At 71.2% G+C, this 18,253-nt stretch carries 25 protein-coding genes; 2 read left to right on the plus strand and 23 right to left on the minus strand.

From position 1 onward, the window contains the following. Window positions 1–3: 3 nt before the first annotated feature. Window positions 4–114 carry a DUF4244 domain-containing protein gene (locus AC1Q5D_RS00220; protein ID WP_481736786.1) on the minus strand — a complete coding sequence of 37 codons (111 nt, stop codon included), beginning with the start codon at window positions 112–114 and terminating at the stop codon, window positions 4–6. 105 nt (window positions 115–219) lie between these two features. On the opposite strand from AC1Q5D_RS00220, the gene AC1Q5D_RS00225 reads away from it, so the two are divergent. Continuing rightward, window positions 220–582 (plus strand): hypothetical protein, encoded by a 363-nt coding sequence (locus AC1Q5D_RS00225; protein ID WP_481736541.1) that lies wholly within the window; start codon window positions 220–222, stop codon window positions 580–582. 841 nt (window positions 583–1,423) lie between these two features. Here the strand turns inward: AC1Q5D_RS00225 and AC1Q5D_RS00230 are convergent. The 19 genes from AC1Q5D_RS00230 to ssd all read right to left on the minus strand — a co-directional run bounded on the left by AC1Q5D_RS00230 (window position 1,424) and on the right by ssd (window position 13,763). Beyond that, a complete protein-coding gene (locus AC1Q5D_RS00230) occupies window positions 1,424–1,948 on the minus strand; it encodes a hypothetical protein (protein WP_481736542.1) in 525 nt (174 codons plus the stop codon). Next, window positions 1,948–2,070: a hypothetical protein gene (locus AC1Q5D_RS00235; protein ID WP_481736543.1), complete on the minus strand. Its 123-nt coding sequence runs from the start codon at window positions 2,068–2,070 to the stop codon at window positions 1,948–1,950. Before AC1Q5D_RS00235 ends, AC1Q5D_RS00230 begins: the two co-directional genes overlap by 1 nt. A gap of 446 nt (window positions 2,071–2,516) precedes the next feature. Continuing rightward, window positions 2,517–3,338: a hypothetical protein gene (locus AC1Q5D_RS00240; RefSeq protein ID WP_481736544.1), complete on the minus strand. Its 822-nt coding sequence runs from the start codon at window positions 3,336–3,338 to the stop codon at window positions 2,517–2,519. A 9-nt stretch (window positions 3,339–3,347) separates the two neighbouring features. Further along, window positions 3,348–3,587, minus strand: a complete 240-nt coding sequence (locus AC1Q5D_RS00245; protein WP_481736545.1) for a hypothetical protein — start codon at window positions 3,585–3,587, stop codon at window positions 3,348–3,350. Next, window positions 3,584–3,811 carry a hypothetical protein gene (locus tag AC1Q5D_RS00250; RefSeq protein WP_481736546.1) on the minus strand — a complete coding sequence of 76 codons (228 nt, stop codon included), beginning with the start codon at window positions 3,809–3,811 and terminating at the stop codon, window positions 3,584–3,586. Before AC1Q5D_RS00250 ends, AC1Q5D_RS00245 begins: the two co-directional genes overlap by 4 nt. Then, the gene (locus AC1Q5D_RS00255; RefSeq protein ID WP_481736547.1) at window positions 3,808–4,029 is read right to left on the minus strand and encodes a hypothetical protein; all 222 of its coding nucleotides are present in this window, start codon (window positions 4,027–4,029) and stop codon (window positions 3,808–3,810) included. The genes AC1Q5D_RS00250 and AC1Q5D_RS00255 overlap by 4 nt, the downstream gene beginning before the upstream one ends. Continuing rightward, window positions 4,026–4,211, minus strand: coding sequence for a hypothetical protein (locus AC1Q5D_RS00260; protein WP_481736548.1), 186 nt, complete (start codon window positions 4,209–4,211; stop codon window positions 4,026–4,028). Before AC1Q5D_RS00260 ends, AC1Q5D_RS00255 begins: the two co-directional genes overlap by 4 nt. 35 nt (window positions 4,212–4,246) lie before the next feature. Then, entirely contained in the window at window positions 4,247–4,906 is a 660-nt protein-coding gene (locus tag AC1Q5D_RS00265) for a hypothetical protein (protein ID WP_481736549.1), read from the minus strand. A gap of 354 nt (window positions 4,907–5,260) precedes the next feature. Beyond that, the gene (locus AC1Q5D_RS00270; protein WP_481736550.1) at window positions 5,261–5,392 is read right to left on the minus strand and encodes a hypothetical protein; all 132 of its coding nucleotides are present in this window, start codon (window positions 5,390–5,392) and stop codon (window positions 5,261–5,263) included. 190 nt (window positions 5,393–5,582) lie between these two features. Next, complete coding sequence (locus AC1Q5D_RS00275; RefSeq protein ID WP_481736551.1) at window positions 5,583–6,881, minus strand: DNA primase family protein; 1,299 nt, start codon at window positions 6,879–6,881, stop codon at window positions 5,583–5,585. 83 nt (window positions 6,882–6,964) lie between these two features. Next, the gene (locus AC1Q5D_RS00280) at window positions 6,965–7,318 is read right to left on the minus strand and encodes a hypothetical protein (RefSeq protein WP_481736552.1); all 354 of its coding nucleotides are present in this window, start codon (window positions 7,316–7,318) and stop codon (window positions 6,965–6,967) included. Beyond that, window positions 7,315–7,608, minus strand: a complete 294-nt coding sequence (locus AC1Q5D_RS00285) for a hypothetical protein (RefSeq protein ID WP_481736553.1) — start codon at window positions 7,606–7,608, stop codon at window positions 7,315–7,317. The genes AC1Q5D_RS00280 and AC1Q5D_RS00285 overlap by 4 nt, the downstream gene beginning before the upstream one ends. A gap of 32 nt (window positions 7,609–7,640) precedes the next feature. Further along, window positions 7,641–7,784 (minus strand): hypothetical protein, encoded by a 144-nt coding sequence (locus tag AC1Q5D_RS00290; RefSeq protein WP_481736554.1) that lies wholly within the window; start codon window positions 7,782–7,784, stop codon window positions 7,641–7,643. Between the two features lie 549 nt (window positions 7,785–8,333). Then, window positions 8,334–9,752 (minus strand): recombinase family protein, encoded by a 1,419-nt coding sequence (locus tag AC1Q5D_RS00295; RefSeq protein ID WP_481736555.1) that lies wholly within the window; start codon window positions 9,750–9,752, stop codon window positions 8,334–8,336. Between the two features lie 246 nt (window positions 9,753–9,998). Continuing rightward, window positions 9,999–10,505, minus strand: a complete 507-nt coding sequence (locus AC1Q5D_RS00300) for a type II secretion system F family protein (RefSeq protein WP_481736556.1) — start codon at window positions 10,503–10,505, stop codon at window positions 9,999–10,001. Window positions 10,506–10,678: 173 nt separating this feature from the next. Beyond that, the gene (locus AC1Q5D_RS00305) at window positions 10,679–11,440 is read right to left on the minus strand and encodes a type II secretion system F family protein (RefSeq protein ID WP_481736557.1); all 762 of its coding nucleotides are present in this window, start codon (window positions 11,438–11,440) and stop codon (window positions 10,679–10,681) included. Then, window positions 11,431–12,396: a TadA family conjugal transfer-associated ATPase gene (locus AC1Q5D_RS00310; protein WP_481736558.1), complete on the minus strand. Its 966-nt coding sequence runs from the start codon at window positions 12,394–12,396 to the stop codon at window positions 11,431–11,433. Before AC1Q5D_RS00310 ends, AC1Q5D_RS00305 begins: the two co-directional genes overlap by 10 nt. A gap of 12 nt (window positions 12,397–12,408) precedes the next feature. Beyond that, the gene (locus tag AC1Q5D_RS00315) at window positions 12,409–12,570 is read right to left on the minus strand and encodes a hypothetical protein (protein ID WP_481736559.1); all 162 of its coding nucleotides are present in this window, start codon (window positions 12,568–12,570) and stop codon (window positions 12,409–12,411) included. Window positions 12,571–12,674: 104 nt separating this feature from the next. Beyond that, window positions 12,675–13,763, minus strand: coding sequence for a septum site-determining protein Ssd (ssd, locus tag AC1Q5D_RS00320; RefSeq protein ID WP_481736560.1), 1,089 nt, complete (start codon window positions 13,761–13,763; stop codon window positions 12,675–12,677). 170 nt (window positions 13,764–13,933) lie between these two features. On the opposite strand from ssd, the gene AC1Q5D_RS00325 reads away from it, so the two are divergent. Further along, window positions 13,934–15,688: a bifunctional 3'-5' exonuclease/DNA polymerase gene (locus tag AC1Q5D_RS00325; protein WP_481736561.1), complete on the plus strand. Its 1,755-nt coding sequence runs from the start codon at window positions 13,934–13,936 to the stop codon at window positions 15,686–15,688. On the opposite strand, the gene AC1Q5D_RS00330 is transcribed toward AC1Q5D_RS00325, so the two are convergent. The 3 genes from AC1Q5D_RS00330 to AC1Q5D_RS00340 are packed head-to-tail and all read right to left on the minus strand — an operon-like array spanning window position 15,685 to window position 18,131. Then, window positions 15,685–16,356, minus strand: coding sequence for an NUDIX hydrolase (locus AC1Q5D_RS00330; RefSeq protein ID WP_481736562.1), 672 nt, complete (start codon window positions 16,354–16,356; stop codon window positions 15,685–15,687). The two genes, AC1Q5D_RS00325 and AC1Q5D_RS00330, sit on opposite strands and share 4 nt — an antisense overlap. Window positions 16,357–16,381: 25 nt before the next feature. Further along, window positions 16,382–17,170, minus strand: coding sequence for an endonuclease III (gene nth, locus AC1Q5D_RS00335; RefSeq protein WP_481736563.1), 789 nt, complete (start codon window positions 17,168–17,170; stop codon window positions 16,382–16,384). Next, on the minus strand, window positions 17,163–18,131 hold the full coding sequence (locus AC1Q5D_RS00340) for a hypothetical protein (protein WP_481736564.1): 969 nt from the start codon (window positions 18,129–18,131) through the stop codon (window positions 17,163–17,165). The genes nth and AC1Q5D_RS00340 overlap by 8 nt, the downstream gene beginning before the upstream one ends. Window positions 18,132–18,253 lie beyond the last annotated feature (122 nt).

Consider the following 18,253-nt stretch of genomic DNA (forward strand, 5'->3'; position numbering starts at 1 on the left):
TCCCTAGTAGGAGAGCGCCTGCCGGACGAGGCCCATCAGCAGTTCGTTGACGTCCCCACTGCTGAGGATCCCGACAAGCAGCCCGGCGAAGCCGACCGCGGCGAGGGTGACGATCGCGAATACTGAGTATTGACCACGTGAGTAACTTGCTCACGACAAAGCCCCGGCGGTGCAGCGAACACCCCGGGGCACGGCCAACACTCAAGGGAAGTGCTGACAATGAACGACTTTACCGTTGGGGCCCGCGTCCGTCACGCAAGCACGGGCGAACTAGGGACGATTACCGCCACGGGCGACGACGACCTGGGCCAGTACGCCACCGTGAAGTGGGACAACCCCGAGGCGCTGGAACTCCCCCACACCCTGCACACGCGGTTCCTGGAGCCCGTCGAGTCCCCCGCCCGCCCGCTGTCGGAGTTCACGACTGACGAGATCCGCACCGAACTTTACCGGCGCGGCTACCTCCACCCTGAGACAACGGCCACTGACCTGTGGAACGCCCACACGGAGATTGGGGCCGATATCGTCCCGGTCGCTGAGGCGTGGCTCGACTGGTGGCACGAGCTGGAGGGCTCCAAGTGACGCGGGCCCGGTTCATCCGGTACGCCGTCGCCGCCCTGCTGCTGCCGTTCACGCCCGCCGGCTGCACCGGACCCGACCGGCGGGACTCCAAGTGAAGCGTCTAGAGGGCCTGCTGTGGGCCGTAATCGTGTTCGTGGTGCCGTTCTCCCCGTCCCTGCTCGTGGGACCGCCCTAGGCCCCTCCCAGCCCCTCCAAGCATGACTTGGGGTGCGGCTGGGATGCCCGGCAGGTGGTACCTCAGGTACCACCTGCCCGGTTTCCGAGTCGCAACCTCGGCGCGTTCCTGCCCTCCTAGCGCAAACACAGTGAGGGCGCGGTGACACTCCCCTTCAAGCCCGAACCGCCGGGCTACCGCACACCAGGGCCCCGTGTGCGGGTGACGCCAGCCTGTCCCGGATACCGGGGCGGGCTACAGGCGTTCCAATATCGCTGCGAGGGAGCGGGGGCGGTGGGAGTTTCGGTGTCGGGGACCAAAGCAAGACAGCCCCTATGGGGTCCGCTGGGTTTAGGAACTTTAGGACGGTTTAGGTGCGAGTCTTGCCGTCCATGCCGTGCGAGACGCGGGGCTCATCAACTGCGACATTTGACGCAGTTGCTTCGAGGTCCCGGCGAATCGCGAGGTGTCGGATTTCCGACAGGTCCATGCGAGACGCGAGGGGAGTCAACTGAGGAATTTTCCTCAGTTGCTTTCATGTCCTGCTGAACCGTCGAGTGGGTGGCGCCAACGATGGGGGCAATCGCCCTGGTGGACATATACCCTCATCCGCGAGCGCCCGAACAAGCCACCTAAACGACGAAAGGCCCCGCCCCGGCGCAATGCCGGGGCGGGGCCTTGACACGTCTACACCAGCGCAATCCTAAATTTCCACTTTTCGTAGTCCGCGTCTCCAGATGCTTTTCCGTGATTGACCCACCCGTGGGTGGTTAGCAACGTTCGGCAGGCATTATTACGTGCGTGCACTTCCGCATCGATACCGACATTCCGCAAATTCGGGAACTCATCAGAAAGCGCCGCGATCTCATCATAGAGGCGCTGCAATGCCGACTCACCTACACCCCTGCGCCTCATGTGCACTGAGCGAGCCAGAATATAGACCTGAACCTGGGCCAAATCCGGCCGCACAATCTCATGATCGAACACCAAGATACCGTCAAGACGACCCTCGCTAGTCGCCACTATGAAACGGTCATCTGGAATCGCTGGCGGCTCCAATTCGCGGACGATAGTTCGGACTCGCTTAGCCCATACCTCATGGTTACGGACTATTTGAATTGGCGTACCCGGTGCATACCTAGGAACAGTGCAGCAATCAAAAGCGCCGAAAAGCCCTTCATCGGCAGCTTCGGCGTCGCGCCAGTCGAACACTATTGCTTGTTGCGCTTGATTGTCATACCAACGGGCAGCTTCAGAGCCGCCTCAGCCCGCTCAAGACGAGACTCGCCAGACAAGACTTCACGCTTGTAATCATCGAAACTCGCCTGTTTCACAGTGAGCCTCCTAACCAATGGCGGCAGAGGGCGGGCATCAAGTGCGCGAAGGTGCGTCGTTATCCGTGCCATGTTCCCCCTCGCCTTCTCCTAGTGGGTTTAATTTACTCGTATTGCGCCGACATGCCTAGCTGGCCTGACCCCGCCCACTCCCCCTCCCCCATCCCCTACAGGCCGCCCCCCGGCATAGGGCCATTCTCACTCATGGCTTTTTTCCACGTGACGGTAAAGGGGTTCCTAATGTGGAAAACAGGGGGCACGGGGGTATCTGTCGCTACGCCGGAGGTGCGACCGTCGAAAGGTTCGACCGGGACGCCCCCTACCCCCTCATGGGCGTGAGACAAACTAGAGAGACGCATCGCTACGCCGGAGGTGCGACTTGGAGGGGTTTCGACCGAGATGCCCCCTACCCCGTCGAGCGGTTGTCGCTGACAGGCGATTCGGATTTAGCGGACGGTGACGCGCTGGTAGGCGCGTGCTGCGTTGGCTCGGCGTTCGCGGTACTCGTCAGGCGTTGCGAGGCTGAGCGTTGCGCCGTCGTGGTTGCCGCGCGCGACGTTCACGAGTGCAAGATCCGTGTCCGCCTTCGCCTCGTCGGCAATGGCCCTGATCGTGTAGCTGCCAGCCGCTTCGTCCTGGTTGAGGACGACAATGCTTTCCCCGACGTTGGACTTGATGCGCTCAGGTTCGGCGTCGGGCACGTCGAGGATGGGGAGGAGTGCCGCGAGTGCTGGGGGCATGCTGCCGGGAGGGGTGGCCTGATAGATGCTGGCCGCGTGTCCCAGGAGGGCGAGGGTCTGCCGTGCGTCGGCGAGTGCGGCCCCGCTGTCGTTGCTGATGTTGGCCTCGGGGTCCAGTGCGCGGGGGCCGGCGGGGAGTTTCCGGGCGGCGGTGGTGAGCTTTCGGATGAGCTTATCCACGGGGGCCTGTAGGGCCGTGGCGGCTTCCTCGAGATAGGTGGGGAGTGCCCGCTGCATGGCGGTGTTGTAGTTCCTGCCGAATGCTGCGGCGAGTGCTTCGCGGGCCTGCGCGTCGCGGATCTGTTCGACGGCGTTGGCGTGCCATTCCGCAGGTTCCTGGTCGGTGGTGAGGGCTTCGAGGGCGAGGCGGGCGGCGGTCTGTTCGACGTTCGCGGCCCCGGCTTCGACGGTGCGCTTGATGTCCAGGGCCCGGGTGGGGGCGGGCAGGCCGTACGCGGTGTAGGCGTCGGCGATGACCTGCATCTGGGAGTGGGTGTTGGTGGGCTTGCGGTTGAAGATCGCGGTCATGGTTGCTCCTTAGAATCGGGGAAAGTGGTTGAAAACGTCGCCGTCGTCGGGCGTGCTGGTGGGTAGTGGTTCGGTCTCGGGGTCGCCGTTGGCGTCGAGGAGTTCGAACTGTTTGCGTAGCCATTCGGCCCCGGTGTTGGCGCGTTCCTGGCGTGCTTGGAGGGCCTGCCGGGCTTCCTCGGCTTTGGTCCGGTGTTGGGCCGCTACTTCCTGCATGGCGGCGTTGAAGTCGTCTTGGAGGTCGCTCACTGGTTGTTCTCCTGGTTCCATGTGTCGAGTGCGTCGGCTATGCCGTTTGCGAGCCGGTAGGCGTCTTCGATGGGGAGGACGAATGCGGGTTTGGTGTCGCGCATGATGACGACGGCGGGCTCTTTGCCGTTCGGGCCCATGAGGTAGCCGGGGATGGCTCGGGAGTGCCGGGCGTCGATGAGGTTCTGGTGGTAGCGGTCGGCGTGGCTGGTGAAGGGGCTCATTCGTTGTCCTGGTTGTTGGTGTCGGGGAGTTTGTCGGCGGCGTCTACGATGCGGTCGGCTAGTGCGTATGCCTCGGTTTTGGTGAGGTGTGCGGCGTTCCCGAACCTGCCGGAGATGATGAGGCCGTGGGTGGTTTCGCCGGTCTTTTTGTCGGCCCAGTCGTAGGGCTCGATCTTGCCGATGAAGGGCCGGCGGGAAAGGTTGCGGGTTTCGCTCACTGGTTGTTCTCCCGTTCGTGGGGCTTGATTGCGGAGTCGAGGATGGTGGGGTTGCAGATCCCGGCGTTCACGAGCCGGCGTGCGTACCTTCGGAGGACGCCGGCGGTGATCGCGCCGGATCTTGTCTCGGTTTCGCGTTTCCGGGCCTTCTTGCGGCCGGGGTCGTGTGCTTGCTTCGCCATGTGGTTTTGTCCTTCTCGCTTGGTGGGGGCCGGCGCTATTGGGCGGCGCCCCTGGTTTGGTGGGTGCTCGTCGTGTTCGCGGCGAGGGTGTCCTGTAGCCGGTCTAGGTGGGGGTCTGCGGGGTGGGTGTCTTGGATGATCCGCTGCAGTCCCTTGACCCGGTGGACGGGCACTGTGGGGTGTGTGGTGGCTTCCCGGACGTTGAACCACGCGGGGAGCCCTGCGCTGTTACTGGTTGTGTAAAACGCTTCCACTTTGAATCTGTGGCCCCGTACCGCTGGGAATTCGTCCTGTCCGGGCCCTGGTGTGTCCCGGGCTTTGAAGATGGGGCCTTGGAGGGTTCCCCTGGCTAGTGCGAGGTTCGCCCCGTAGAACGACTTGGCTAGCCGCTCGTGGTGTCCGGCGAGGGTGTAGGCGTCGGCGCATGCGTAGATCCCGCAGTTGCATTCCAGGGCCGGGATGGGGTGGTGCGCGGGGTGCCGGGGGTTGTGGCATTCGGCGGTGGCTTCGAGCCGGAGGGCCGTTCCGGGTGATGCCCGGTAGGGTCCGTGGGCGATGTTCCCGGTGATGCCGTAGAGCCGCCAGACGGTCGCTGGGGCCGGGTAGGCGGGGACGATGCTGTAGGGAAGGTCCGTTGTGAACGCGGGCGGGTCGTCGTAGGGGTTGTCCCTGAACTGTTGCGTTATTTCTCGCATGCGCGGGATCATCGGTTGGTTTCCTGTTCGGTGAGTCGGGCTTCGGCGCGGAGGCAACGGGCCTGCCAGTAGTCGGCCTGTCGTCGCGCGTGTTCTGCCCGCTCCCACAGGGCCGCGTTAGACGCGCGTTCGGGCCATCGGGTGAGTTGCTTATCCGTGTAGCCGTTCCAGTGGTATCCGCTCATTTCCGGCCTTCCTGGTGTGCTTTCATTCGTGCTTGTGCGAGTTCGGCGCGGGCTTCCTGCTGGCGGGCCATGAGCCGTTCAGCGAGCCACTGCAGCTCCGTCCGGGTGAATTGGCGGACCCATGCGGCGGGGACGTAGTTCGGTGGCGGGGTGGCTTCCTCGGGGGTAATCACTGGTCCTCCTCGGGCTCGTGGATCGCGGAGAGCGGGGGGAGGCCGAGGCGTGCCCGGTAGTGGTTCGCGTGGGCCCGGTAGTAGTCGAGTTCGTCGGCCATGCGCCGGATCTGGTCGTCATAGGACATTGGGTGCTCCTGGGTATGACTGAGGGGCCCAAGACGGTTGTCCGGGGCCCCTCGGGGGTCAGTTGTTTAGTTGGCGGTTTGGGCGGAAGGGGCAGAAGGGGGCACTTGTTCCCGGTCATTTCCTACATTCAATTTCCCCGGGGAATCGCCGGGAAGAAGTGCCCCTTCGTGCCCCCATTCCATGTTTCTGCTAGTCAGTGTCCGTTTCGTCGGCCCTCAGTCCTGCCCCTTTCCATAGCCGGATGCCCTGAGACTTGCCCTCGGTGATGCCCCGTATGGCCGCGATTCGGGGGGCAAACAGTTTGGGCGTCAGGGCAGGCGATCCGTTCTCACGCGCCCACTCGGTGTAGGCGTGGTGCAGGTCGAGACGGGACACTCGGGCATTCGGATGCATAACGGCGCATTCGTCCATGAACTGCTGCACGTCGTCGTTCTCTGAACGGTAGGACTCGGTGCGGGCCATGACGGCGGCGGGCGCTGCCAGACCTTCGTCCTGGTACTGGGCGAGGCCGAGCACCGCCCAGTTGAGGATGGCGTCTAGGTTCAGCTCCAGCCGCGACTCTAGGCCGTGGTCCTCCCTGCCCTCGAACGAAACATCGAACGGGACGACGCGCATGCGGGCCCATACCGCCGTCGCGTCGGCGTCCACCTTCGGCAGGTCGTTGGTGAGCATGAAAAAGCTGTGCGACGGCTCGAACTCCACGGGGTTCTGGCCCATAAATTTAGCTTCGATCGTGTCGCCGCCGGTCAGGCTCTTCATGGTCGCCTCGGCTAGCTTGTCTCCCTTCTCCAACTCGCTCATGACTGCCCACCGCGCACCGCGTAGCCGCATGCGCGAGGCTAGTTCTCCCGCCGATTGCTGGCCGTAGCGGCTGGCAATCAGCATGTTGTTTGACGCGGTGATTGCGTAGTTGCCGAGCGCCTTGGACAACATGCGGGCGATTACGCCCTTGCCGTTGCGTCCGCTGCCGGTGGCGATGACTAGGACGTGTTCGATTACCCGGCCAATGAGTGCGAGGCCCGCGTATCGTTGCAGGAACTCGCGCACCTCGGGGTCGGGCAGGCTCGATGCCAGGAAGTTGTCCCAGTCGCCGGAGTACGCGCCCGCATCGAACGCGGCGTTACACACCTTTGTGATGTGGTCTGCCGGGTTGTGGGGCCGGAGTTCAAGGCTGTGCAGGTCGAGTGTCCCGTTTCGGCAATTGAGTAGGTACGGGTCCGTGTCCACCTGGGAGGCGAACAGGCGCTTCGAGGCGAGGTCCAGGACTCCGGCCCCGCCGTGGGCCGTCATGCTGGCCCTCACGTCGGCCCCCAAGTCCTTATCGGTGATTGCCTCTTGCCATGATGCCGCGAGGAGTTCAGACAGGATCTCGTGCGCCCTGGTCTGGTTGTCGTCGGGGGCCCAACGGGTGCCGTCCCAGTGGTGCCACCCGGCACCCTTCACGTACAGGCAACGGCCTGTGGCGTACTGGGCGAACCGTGCCGCCATGCGCTGGTGGGAGCGTAGGCCCTGGTCCTGCCATTCGACTCTCGGGGCGTCGAAAGCGTCTGCCCTGAAGTAGTCGGGGACGGTCAAACCATCACCGCCTGAGTCTCGGTCAGGATTCCTCCGCGCCTGAGGCCCGCGAGGAACGCTTCTAACGTCGGCGTGGGCTTCACTGGGGCCGGAGTCGGGCGGGCTGCCATGCGGGGGACGCTGAGGGCTTCAGCGGCGCTCTTGGCGAGGGCCCGCTGGTGCTCGGCGGTCTCTGCCGCTGCTAGGAGCCTGCGGGCGGTCAGCTCGGCGCGGTCGCCGGCGTCGTTGTGGCCGGCCCGGTAGCCGTGCGCGTACCCGTTTTCCCATCCGGCGATGTAGACGCGGGTGGCAGTCCGGTGCTGGGCGATGAACCCGTTGTATTCGCCGCTGTATGCCTGTAGGTGGTTCACGCGGCCTCCTCGACGTTGGCGAGGGCCTGCCGTTCCGTTGGGCGCTTGTCCATGGCGAGGGTGGTTCCTCGGCGTACATAGCCGCTGGTGGGCTCGTGGATCGCTTCATGCCAGCCGCTCGGGAGGCGCATGGCGGACTCTGCCGGGTCGCGGTAGACGAGTCGGGCGAGGTACTGGGCGCGCCGCCGGGATTCTCCGTGTTCGGCACGGAAGTAGGCGACGAGGTCGCGCAGTTCGACGGCGTTGTGTACCTCTACCGGGTTGAGGGCCTTGGGTGAGCATTCGCTCACAGGCTGGGCGGCGTTATGCCGGGGTGGTAGTTTCATGCGAGGGCACCGCCCGTCAGGATGGTGACGAGCCGTTCGCACTGCGAGGTGCTGGGGACGGGCCAGGAGTTGACGTCCGGGGGCAGGGTCGCAATAATGGTTGCAACCTCCGGGTTGGCCCGGTGGGTTGATACATGCATAGCGCCTCCTTCGAGGTGTGATGCTGCGACAGGTGAACCGTCCAAAGTTGTTCTGTCGTAGCTGCTTCATATGGCCTGAGCCTGACCCGGTGGAGTACCAGTCCGTTGGGTTGGGCTTTCGCCGTTTGTGACCTTTTCTGGGGTCGCTATCAGTCTACCGGGAATCAAGCAAGTCTTTCTGAAGAAGCGCCTTTTCCTCCCCACCCCTAATCGATTTGTCAACAGGCGGCGGGAGTGATTTTCCGTCCGATTAAAGGGGCTCTGGCGGCGGTATCCACAGGCTGACACAATCAGAAAATCACGGCGTGTCGCCTGCGCCCGGGCGTGTTAAAACGCCGTATTTCCGCGCACTTCCGGGGTTCCTCCTGTCAACCGGCCTTAGGGGCCGGGCGGGGGCCGGTTGGGTCCGCCTAGAGTCTGGTCGATGATCGCCCTGTTGTGGTCGCCCCCGCGTAGAGTCGATCTGGTCGAAATAACCGTTGTGGTGCATCTTGACGATGGCGTGCTGTAGGACGGCAGGTTGTCCTGCCTGTGGTCGCCCTCGTACCCCTACACGCCCACGGGGATAAACCGCACCGATTCCGGGTCCACGCCGACGACGCCGCGCCGCGACCGGCCCGCCACGAGGTGCACCTCGAACAGGGCCTTCAACACTTCCCGCTGCTGCATCACAGACGCCCCCAGGAACGCCGCCCCCGGATCATCCTTGACTAACAGGGAACCCAGCGCCGCCGAACCCGTCCGCTCAGCAGCCGCCCGCTCCATCTGCCGCAACTTCCCCTCAATCTCGGCGGACCCCTCCACGAGCTGCGCCTCGGTAATCGCGCCCTGACCAAATAGCCGGGCGAGCGCCGCCTTGCGGTCCAGCAGCCGGCCCAACTCCGACGTATCCCCCACGGGCCGCGCCTCAGCCTCCAAGAACTCGGCAGACGCCACAAGCGCCGCCTTCACGTCCTCCCGCCCCAGGTACGCTGCCACCCGCTCCAACACGAAAGCGTCAAGAGCCTGCATCTTCCGCTGAGCGTGCCCCTTCACGTACTTGGAGCCCTCCTGATGGATCGAACACCTGTAGGAGCCCTGCCCCTCCCGGTAGGTAAACCCGGTCATCTTCCGCCCGCAATGGCACCGCAGGATGCCCGATAGGAGGTACTTCCGCTTATGCGGCGAGTCCTGGCGGCGCACCGGGTCTTTCAGGACCGCCTCTGCCCGCCGGTACTTCTCCAGGGACACAATCGCCGGCCATTCCGTGGACACCACTTCCCCGTGGTGCATGACGAGGCCCGCGTTCCGTTCGCGCATGAGGATGCGGCGAACCTGCGTAGTGCCCAGCGGTTTGCCTCCACCGGACACGAGTCCCTGGTCTGCCCACCGCTGGGTCACGGCGACGATTGGTTCCCCGGAACAGAGCATGTCGATGCCCTCGCGGATGAACCGGGCCTCGGCCTCGTCCACGACGACGCCGCCGTTCTCGCGCTTCCACCCGAACGGGACGCGGCCCCCAAGATCCTCCCCCTTCCGCGCCGCCTGCGCCTTCTGCGCCCTGATCCGTTCGCTCTTGTGCGCGGACTCGGCCTGAGCCCACGCCCCAATGGTCTTAGCGACGGCCTGCCCGGTCGCTGAGGCTAGGTCGAGTTCCCCGCCCGCTACCTGGTAGGTGAGGACTCCGCGCGGCTGGCAAACCTCGATGTAGTGTTCCAGCTCCAGCGTCTTACGGTGCAGCCGGTCCGCGTGCCAGCACACGACGGCGTCGAGCCGGCCCGCCCTAATGTCCTTCAGCAGACGCTCATACTCGGGGCGCTTCTTCCCTGCGTACGCGGAAATATCGTTGTCCACGTAGACGCGCGAGACGGTCAGACCCAGCCGCTCAGCAAGGTCACGACACGCCGTCTCCTGCCGCTCCACCCCGAGCCCCTGGCCTGCCATATCCCGGGAAATACGGGCATAGATAGCCGCCCTCTTGGAAGTCATGGGCAAAGAATATCGCTAACTCACTTGACAGGGCACCCCCAAACTCCGCGGTCGCGATGCCGTCCTCCTCCGCGGGCCGACGCTTGGATGTTGGCGTGTGCATGGCTGTCCTTTCCGTGGTGCCTGGTCGTGGACCCCGGGGTGGGGGCCACTCCCAGCGTCGGCCGCGAGCGCGCGCCGCGGGGGCGTCCCGGCCGGATTCTGGATGGAGGAGTCCCGGAACGGGGCTGTGGAGGGCCGGTGCCCTCAGCCCAGCCCCGGGAGCAGCGCCATCACGAGTGGCACGATGCCCAGGCACACGAAGGCGGGCAGCGCGCAGACGCCGAGCGGCACGACCAGCCGGACGCCGAGCTCGGCGGCCCTCCGCTCCGCGGCCCGGTACTCGGCGCGGCGCCGTTCCCCCGCGGAGGCCCTCAGGACCGCGGCGGTGGCGGCCCCCGTGAGTCGGGTGAAGGCCAGGGCGTCGCCGAGCGGCGCGAGCGCGGGCGGGGCGGTGTCCCACGCCCGGTCCCAGGGCAGACCGGCGTCCAGGGCCCGCAGCACGGACCGCAGCCCGACGCACCCCGGCACCGAGTCCGCCAGCGTGCGCAGGACCTCGGACAGGGGCAGGCCGGACTCGAGGAGTGTTGCCGCGAGGTCCAGGACCAGGGCGAGGTCGTCGCCGTCCAACGCCGTCCCGGGGCCCGCGACCGCCGGGGTGCCGGCCGGCGGTCCGGCGGGGTCGCGGGACCGCCCCGCGCCGCGGCCGGGCACGGCGGGGCCGTCACCCTGCCGGCTGCGGGTACGCGGTCGCGGGGCGCCGGCCGGGGCACCCCGCCGGCCGCCCGCCCCCGGGTGTGGCCCGGTCTGACGCACGGGGCCCGCAGCCAGCCATGCCGCGAGGGCACCCGCCGCGACCGCCAGCACCGCCACCGCGGCGGCGACCGTCACGGCCGTTCCCCGGCCGCGGCACGGGCGACCAATCGGCGCCCCCAGACCCGGTTGGCCCACCACAGCCCGAGCCCGGCCACGAGGCAGACCCTGCCCACCGGGTGTCCGGTCAGGACGCCGACGGGGTCGGCGCCGAGCACCTGGGCCATGGCGACCCCGAATGCCGGCAGCCAGGCGAGCAGCCGTTGCGTCGCCCTCGGGCCGGCCATCGCCGAGTCCAGGGCCCGCCTCCGGTCCGCCGCCGCCTCGGCCTGTCCCGCCAGCCGCTCCAACAGGTCGGACAGCGCGGCCCCGGTCGCCTCGGACAGGCGCAGGCACCAGCCGACCCGGATCCAGAGGGCGGCCCACTCATCCCGGGTGTCGGCCGCGTGGCGTTCGAGGCTGCGCGAGGGAGCCTCCCCCAGCCCCTGGCCCGCGTGGACGGCACGGCAGGCCGCCACGATGTCCCCGGCGGCCGCCGACGCACCGTCCGGCGCCTGCCGTCGCGCGGTGCGCTCCCACGTGCGCCCGAGGAGGTCCCACGCGTCCGCCGGGGGGCGGCCCGCGCGCAGGAGGGACGCGAGCTGCCGCAGCGCGCGCAGGTGCCCGGCAGGGTCCGGTGGGCCACGGCGGAGACGGGGCGCGGCCCGGGGCCCGCCCCGGGGCCAGGATCGGCGGCCCGCGCCGGCGGTCTGCCCCCGGCGTCGTCCCGCCGCCGTATGCAGGGACGGCAGCAGCCACCCGGCCGCGGCGGCGCACGCGACGGCGATCAGCGCCACGCCCACGCTTCGCCCCGTTCCCCGAGGTCCCGCTCGAACGCCGTGAGGCCCGGTCCCGGCTCGGGTCCGCCGGGACCCGCTCGGAGGACCGTCTCCACGGCGAGGCCCGATCCCCGGGAACGCAGCCGGGCGAGTTCCACCGGGCCGCGGCCCTCCCGCCCCCGGGCCACGTGGACGACGGCGTCCAGCGCGCTGGCCGCCTGGACGGCGACGGCTTCGGGCGCCAGCCCGGCCAGGGCGCCCATCGCGGCCAGCCGCGCCGGGACGGCCGCCGCCGAACTCGCGTGGACCGTGCCGCCGGCGCCGTCGTGGCCCGTGTTCATGGCGGCCAGGAAGTCCCGGACCTCGGCCCCGCGGCACTCGCCGACAACGAGCCGGTCCGGGCGCATGCGGAGGGCCTGGCGCACCAGCTCGGACAGGCCGATCGCACCGGCCCCCTCCACGTTCGCCGTCCGGGACTGCAGCCCGACGACGTGGGGGTGCCTCGGGTCGAGCTCGTGGTCGTCCTCGACGACGACGATGCGCTCCCCCGGGTCCGCTCCCGCCAGCAGGCTCCCGAGCAGCGTGGTCTTGCCCGCCCCCGTGCCGCCGCTGACGAGGAAGTTCAACCGGGCCCTGACGAGGGCGCGGAGCGGTGCGAGCCACGGGCTGGCCGCCCCGCCGGGCAGCACGTCCTCGAGGTCGGGGGCCACCGGCCGGCGGATGCGGACCGACAGGAGGGGGCCGGCGGTCGAGACCGGCGGCAGCACGGCGTGGATCCGGTACGGCCCGAGCACGACGTCCGCGAAGGGACGGCCGTCGTCCAGCCGCGTGCCGCCGGTGGCGGCCAGCCGGACGGCCAGGCGCCGCACGTCCTCCGGGTCCCCGAACCGCAGGTCCTCCGCGCACAGGCCGTGGCCGCCGTCCGTCCAGACCCGGCCCGTCCCGTCCACGAGCACGTCCGTCGTTCCCGGCACGTCGGCCAGCTCCTACAGGGGGCCGAGGCCGCGAAGGTCCTCCTGGAGCAGGCGGATGACCCGGGCCGCGCTGCCGCTGCCCACGACGAGGCCGCTGGCCCGCACGGCCTGGGCCAGGTCGGCGCCCGAGAGCCTGCCCCCGCCGCTGGCCGCCAGGGACCTGACCCGCTCCATCACGCGTTCGTCGACGGGCTGCCCGGCCGACACCGGGGCGGTACCCGACCGCAGGCTCCTCCGCGGCGGGTCGGCCGCGGACCCCGGGCCGGGCGTCTGGCCTGTCACCGGGCACCGCCTCCGGCGGGGAGGGCGCACGCGAGCAGGGCCGCGAAGCGCTTCCGGACCCGCCGCGCCCCGAGCGCCGACGGCAGCCGCCCCTCCAGCGCCGCCCGGGAGACGCCGCGGTCGGGAGGCAGGTATCCGGCCGGCTCCAGCCCCGCCGAGCGGGCCACCCGCTCGGCATCGAGCCCGGCCGGCAACGGTCCGGTGACGGCTCCCCGCCACCCGGCAAGGCGCTCCCGGTCGGAGGGCCCCGGGGGCGCGTCCGCGCGCAGCACGGCCAGGCCGGCGTCGGCGGCCTCGGCGAGCGCGGACCCGACCAGGGCGGAGCGCCCGGCATCGACCACGACCACGTCGAACACGCGGCGGGCCGCCGCCAGGACCTCCGCGAGCACGCCCGGCGGCACCGCGTCCCCCGTGCCCCGCGAGCGCCACGTCAGCACGGCGGTCCCACGGGCGAGGGGCAGGACCTCGGCCAACTGGGCCGGCGCCACGCGCCCGCTGGAGCCGGCCAGGTCCTCCCACCCGACGCCGGCGGGGGCCCTCCCGCCGAGGACGGGCCACAGGCCGGTGCTGCACGGGTCCGCGTCGACGACCAGCGCGCGCCGCCCGTCGAGCGTCGCGGCGGCCGCGGCCAGGGCGGCCACCGTCGTCGTGCCCGCGCCCCCGGACCGGCCCGCCGCCACCAGGACCCGCCCGGTCCCGGAACGCAGGCCGAGCTCGCCCAGGAACTCGCCCAGCCAGGCGGCCGCCTGGGGCAGGACCGCGACCCGCGCGCCCGGGCGGCCGGCCGCCGCCTGCCACAGGTCCCCGGACCGCTCGGCGTAGCCCACCAGCACCAGGGAGCCGCCGCCGGGCGCGGCCCCTTCCACCGCGTCGGGGCCCCAGAGCAGCACCGGCGGCTCCGGGCCGGTCACCGGGTCCCCCGGGCGGGCCAGGCGCAGGCCGACGCCGGCCGCGGCCGCGATCAGCGCCACGTGGTCCGCCAGGGCCTCGTCGCGCGTGCACAGGACGCACTCGGCCGCCGCCCCTCCCGCCCCGGATCCGCCGCGGGCCTCCGGCTCCGCCGCCACAAACCGTTCAGCTCCCATGGGCCCAGCCTGCCCGCCCGGGGCCGCGTGCGGTGGGGGAACGGCCGCGTTGTGGACAAGGCAGGACCGGACACGCCGGGCGGGCCCGCTGTGGAGGGCCGGTCCGGGGAGGGCCGGCCCGGGGAAGGGGCCGCGCCGGCAGGACCGCCGCCCGGTGGCAGAATGTGGCCATGCCCCGCTACGCCGTCCTGGCCCCCGGGTCCCGGGACCGGCCGTCTCCGGGCCCGGACGCCGCCGCCCTGCTCGTGCTGGGACCGGGGCTGGAGCCGGAGGGCCCCGCCGAGACCGTCCCGCTGGCCCGCCTCCCCCAAACCGTCGCGCGGCTGGAGTCGAGCGGTGTCCGCTGGGTCTGGGAGCGGACCCCGGACTGGTATCCGCGGTTGCTCGCCGCCGGAGTCGGCGTGGCGCGGGCCCACGACCTCGCCCTGTGCCGGGCCATCCTCGCCCACTCGGCCACGGCCCTCCCGACACCGTACGTGGAGCGGCTGCGGGCCTCGCCCCCGGCCGCGGAGGGTGTCCCGCTTCCCGACCGCCAGGACACGCTGTTCTCGGCCGCCCCTGCGGGGGCCGCGACCGTCGAGGACGCCGCCGTCGAACTCGCGAACCAGCTCGCGGCCGCCCCCGCGGCCCCGGAGGGCCGGCGGCTGACGCTGTTGCTGGCCGCGGAATCCGTGGGCGGGCTCGTGGCGGCGGAGATGCGCCACGCGGGCCTGCCCTGGGACGGCGGCGCCCACGCGCGGCTGCTCGAGCGCGAGCTCGGCCCCCGCCCCGCCGGCGGCGGCCACCCGCCGCGGTTGCGGGAGCTGGCGGACCGGCTCCGGGCGGCGCTCGGCGCCCCGGGCCTGAACCCGGACTCCCAGCAGGACCTGTTGCGGGCCCTGCACCGTGCGGGCATCGACGTGCGCAGCACCGGCCAGCGCGAGCTGGCCGGCCACCACCACCCCGCCGTGCCGGTCCTGTTGGAGTACCGCCGCCTGGCCCGCCTGCACTCGGCGAACGGGTGGGCGTGGCTCGACGAGTGGGTGCGGGACGGCCGGTTCCGGACGGACTACGTCGTCGGCGGCGTCCCCACGGGGCGGTGGGCCTCCCGCGGTGGCGGCGCCCTGCAGATCCCGCACGCGGTCCGTCCGGCCGTCCGGGCGGATCCGGGGCACGTCCTCGTCGTCGCCGACGCCGCCCAGCTCGAGCCGCGGATCCTGGCGGCGCTGGCCCGCGACACGGCGCTCGCGGACGCGGCCCGCGGACGTGACCTGTACCGGGGCGTGGCGGAGACCGGCTTCGGGGGCGAGCGCGCCCAGGCGAAGGTCGCGCTGCTGGGCGCCCTCTACGGCGCGACGACGGGCGAGTCCGGGCGCCTGTACCCCCGGCTCGCCCGGTCGTACCCCCGGGCCGTCGGCTACGTCGAGGCGGCGGCGCGCGACGGCGAGGCCGGGCGCGCCGTCATGACGCTCCTGGGCCGGTCCACGCCTCCCCCGGGCAAGGCGTGGTTGGCGCGCCAGCGCACGTCCAGCGCGGAGGAGCAGCGGCGGGCGGACGCCGAGGCCCGGGCGCGCGGCCGGTTCACGCGCAACTTCGTGGTCCAGGGGACGGCGGCCGAGTGGGCCCTGTGCTGGCTCGGAGCCCTACGGCGCCGGTTGCGCGCGGAGCGGGCGGCGGGCCGGGACGCGGGCGAACTCGTGTTCTTCCTGCACGACGAGGTGGTGCTGCAGGTACCCCGCGAAGCGGCGGGGCGCGCCGCGGACCTCGTCCGCGAGGCCGCCGTGGAGGCCGGGCGGCTGCTCTTCGGCGACGCGCCCGTGCAGTTTCCGGTCGAGTGCGCGGCCGTCGGCTGTTACGCGGACGCGAAGGGCGCCGCGGCGGACGACGGCGGCGCCCCGGGTGCCGTCCCGCTAGGCGACGGCGGCGCGGGCCAGGCCTCGGGCTAGAGGTCGACCGGGATTTCCCGGGCGGCGTCCCACGGCCGGGTCCACCCGAGCTCGTCGAACAGCCGCGACAGCAGGATCCCGGTGAACCCCCAGACGGTGGCCCCGTCGACGTCGAACGCGTCCGAGCGGTGCACGTTTCCCCCGCGGCGCAGCACCACGGTGCCGCGGTGGGCGGGATCCAGCAGGTCCGCGACGGGCGCGCGGAACACGTGGGCCGACTCCCCCGGGTCGACGGCGAAGACCTCGGTCGGCCGCGCCCACCAGCCCAGGACGGGGGTGACCAGGAAGTTGCTCACGGGCAGTTCCGTGGCGGGAAGCTCCCCGAGCACCTCGACGCCGTCCGGGTCCAGCCCGGTCTCCTCGCGGGCCTCGCGCAGCGCTGCGGCGGCGGGGGAGGCGTCCTGCGGGTCGATGCCGCCGCCCGGGAACGCGACCTGCCCCGGATGGTCGCGGAGCGTGTCCGCCCGCTGCACCAGCAGCACGTCGAGGTCGTCGGGCACCGCGGCGCTGTGGTGGGCGGCGGGGATCTCGTCGAGCCGGCCGAACAGGATCAGAACGGCGGCCCGCCGCGCGGCCGCCCGGTCCCCGAGGCCGCGCGGGATCCAGGGCTCCCCGGCCGCCCCGCCGAGGCGCTCCGCCAACCGGGCCAGCTCGGCGCGCGCGCTCACGCGTCCAGCCCCTCGGCGCGCGCGCTCACGCGTCCAGCCCGTGGCCCAGGGCGCGCAGCTCGCGGCGGGTCGCGCCGGCGCGCATGCGCGCGAGCAACTCCTCCCGGCCGGGCGCGAGTTCGTACTTGAGCAGCTTGGCTGCACGGTCCGGGTCGGTCTCGCCCTCGCCGTAGGAGGGGCACAGGGTCGCGACCACGCAGGCCCCGCAGGCCGGCTTGCGGGCGTGGCAGACGCGGCGCCCGTGGAACACGACCCGGTGCGAGAGCATCGTCCAGTCCTTCTTCTCGAACAGCTCGCCGACGGCGTGCTCGACCTTGACGGGATCGGTCTCGTCCGTCCAACCGAAGCGTCGGGCGAGCCGGCCGAAGTGGGTGTCCACGGTGATCCCCGGGACGCCGAACGCGTTGCCGAGGACGACGTTGGCGGTCTTGCGGCCGACGCCGGCCAGGGTCACCAGGTCCTCGAGCCGGCTCGGCACCTCGCCGTCGTACTCCTCGACCAGGCGCCGGGACAGCGCGAGCAGGCTGTCCGCCTTGGCGCGGAAGAACCCGGTCGGCCGGATCAGCTCGCGCAGCTCCTCGAGGTCGGCCCCGGCCATCGCGCGGGCGTCCGGGTACCGCGCGAACAGGGCGGGCGTCGCGGCGTTGACGCGCACGTCGGTCGTCTGCGCGGAGAGCACGGTGGCGACGACCAGTTCGAAGGGGTTGGTGAAGTCCAGTTCCGCGACGGCGTACGGGTACGCCTCCGCCAGCGTCCGGTTGATCCGCCGGGCCCGGCGCTTCAGGCCCAGCGTCGTCTCCGGCCGGCTAGGCACGCTCGACGTTCCCCGTCTCGCGCAGGAGGCCCGTGCGCCCGTCGGCGCCTTGGACCAGGAACTCCCCGCCGCGGTCCTCGAGCGCGAGGATCCAGGTGCCCGGGTGCAGGGCGAACGCCGGCTCCCGGGTGCGCTCGTCCACGACGGTGCGCGCCTGGGGGACGGCGAACCAGAACGGCCCGCTTCCGGCCCCGGCGTGACGGCTCGCCTCGAGGGCCGGCTCCTGGGCTGCGGCCGCGGTGTCGAACGCGGTGGTGCGGGCGGTGTCCGCGCCGGCATCCCCGGCCCCAGTGGTGCCCCCGGGGGCGGAGCCAGCGTCCGCGTCGGCCGTGGCGTCCCCCGCGCCCGCGCCGACGGTGCCCGCGGCGTCCCCTGGCCCGCGGACTGCCGCCGTCGCGTGGCCAGCCCCCGGGGCGCCCGGGTCGGCCGCGTAGGCGCCGGAGGCGTAGGCGCCGGCCCCCCGGGACGCGCCGGGCACGGTGTCCCGCACCGGCCGGGCCAGGAGCGGGCCGGTGCCGGCCGCGAAATCCGCCGCGAAGCCGCGCACGAGCGGGGCCACCGTCGTCCCGGCCCCCAGGCCCAGGGCACCGATCAGGCCGAGCAGGTAGGACGCGTTCATGGACATGGCGGAGCTGATGAAGAAGAAGGCCGTGGCGAGGACCGCGGCGACGGATCCGATCTGGTCCAGGGTGAGGGAGCCGACGGCGACGCGGCGGCGGCCGGACAGCCGGCGCCACACGAAGCCGGCGGCCACGAGCACGGGCAGGGCCAGCGTGGTCAGCTGGTTGTAGGCGATCGCATTGAGCGTCCACGCGTTCGCCACCCAGCCGCCGGCCAGCTGGTACGGCAACAGCGAACCGATCAGGACGACGAGGCCCGAGGCGACCACGACCGCCTCGCGCAGGGTGAACGGGCCGGCCACGGCGGGTGCCGGGGCGGCCTCGGGGACGTTCTCGTACACCGTGGGACCTTGCCTTTCCCCCGGCTCGCGGCGGCCGGGATCCACCCTGCAAGCGTAGCCGGGCCGGGGGCCGCGGTGGCGCGGGCCCGGGGCGCCGCCCACGGCGCGGTTCCTGCCGTTCG

Source organism: Arthrobacter paludis (genome assembly GCF_056782315.1).

Excerpts from the sequence above, each read along its gene's own strand:
- AC1Q5D_RS00315 (WP_481736559.1), bottom strand. The coding sequence starts at position 12,570 with ATGGAGCGGGTCAGGTCCCTGGCGGCCAGCGGCGGGGGCAGGCTCTCG.
- AC1Q5D_RS00325 (WP_481736561.1), top strand. The coding sequence starts at position 13,934 with ATGCCCCGCTACGCCGTCCTGGCCCCCGGGTCCCGGGACCGGCCGTCT.
- AC1Q5D_RS00275 (WP_481736551.1), bottom strand. The coding sequence starts at position 6,881 with ATGGCGGCACGGTTCGCCCAGTACGCCACAGGCCGTTGCCTGTACGTG.
- AC1Q5D_RS00260 (WP_481736548.1), bottom strand. The coding sequence starts at position 4,211 with ATGGCGAAGCAAGCACACGACCCCGGCCGCAAGAAGGCCCGGAAACGC.
- AC1Q5D_RS00250 (WP_481736546.1), bottom strand. The coding sequence starts at position 3,811 with ATGAGCCCCTTCACCAGCCACGCCGACCGCTACCACCAGAACCTCATC.
- ssd (WP_481736560.1), bottom strand. The coding sequence starts at position 13,763 with ATGGGAGCTGAACGGTTTGTGGCGGCGGAGCCGGAGGCCCGCGGCGGA.
- AC1Q5D_RS00295 (WP_481736555.1), bottom strand. The coding sequence starts at position 9,752 with ATGACTTCCAAGAGGGCGGCTATCTATGCCCGTATTTCCCGGGATATG.
- AC1Q5D_RS00270 (WP_481736550.1), bottom strand. The coding sequence starts at position 5,392 with ATGTCCTATGACGACCAGATCCGGCGCATGGCCGACGAACTCGACTAC.
- AC1Q5D_RS00265 (WP_481736549.1), bottom strand. The coding sequence starts at position 4,906 with ATGCGAGAAATAACGCAACAGTTCAGGGACAACCCCTACGACGACCCG.
- AC1Q5D_RS00290 (WP_481736554.1), bottom strand. The coding sequence starts at position 7,784 with ATGCATGTATCAACCCACCGGGCCAACCCGGAGGTTGCAACCATTATT.
- AC1Q5D_RS00225 (WP_481736541.1), top strand. The coding sequence starts at position 220 with ATGAACGACTTTACCGTTGGGGCCCGCGTCCGTCACGCAAGCACGGGC.
- AC1Q5D_RS00240 (WP_481736544.1), bottom strand. The coding sequence starts at position 3,338 with ATGACCGCGATCTTCAACCGCAAGCCCACCAACACCCACTCCCAGATG.